The organism is Thiolapillus sp., assembly GCF_048562965.1.
GTDB lineage: Bacteria > Pseudomonadota > Gammaproteobacteria > Chromatiales > Chromatiaceae > Thiolapillus > Thiolapillus brandeum_A.
Genome location: NZ_JBHNMF010001649.1, coordinates 1 through 523, shown reverse-complemented (window position 1 = coordinate 523; position 523 = coordinate 1). Strand labels below are relative to the sequence as shown.

Genomic DNA, 523 nt, shown 5'->3' with positions numbered 1-523 from the left:
CCCCGACGCGCAATCAGAGCAGCGCCGTAAGCTGCTTGCAGGTGCCTGGCGGGCAGTACGGGGCAATGTAGCAGGCGCTGCCGCATGGCCATCCAGGTGGCATTGCGGGCGCCGCCGCCACCGCTGCCAGCCATGGAGAGCGAAGCGAAGGCTGGTAGACCCCAGTAGCCGCGAGGCCGCACTGTTTTCCCGGCGTGCCTTGCGCCAGAGGGAAAACAAAGTAGGCCTCCGAACGCGGCGTCCAGTCATTGGGAGCCAAGTACGGAGCAGCAACGAGCTTGCGAAGTTGTTGCGTAGTGCTGGGTGACCAGGACGGCTGGGGCACAAATAGGTTGTCAAAGGCCGAGTCGATTTTGGGGACTGGGATGTCCCAAAATCTATCACGAGGCCGAAGACACGCTTGTGCTGAATACCCGTTTCGGATAACCGGCACCGAGTTCCTGGAGGCGCTGGTAGGCGGATTTTTCTATCCGGGTGATGCCTTCCAGCAAACCCTGCAGGAAGCGGGCGCGGTCCTTGGGAA

The 523-nt window shown here is 62.0% G+C and carries 1 protein-coding gene; it reads right to left on the bottom strand.

The features are described 5' to 3' along the window. Positions 1-384 (bottom strand): hypothetical protein (locus ACOCD2_RS26015; RefSeq protein ID WP_419613462.1); only part of this gene is annotated, 384 nt, incomplete at its 3' end. Positions 385-523: the final 139 nt, after the last annotated feature.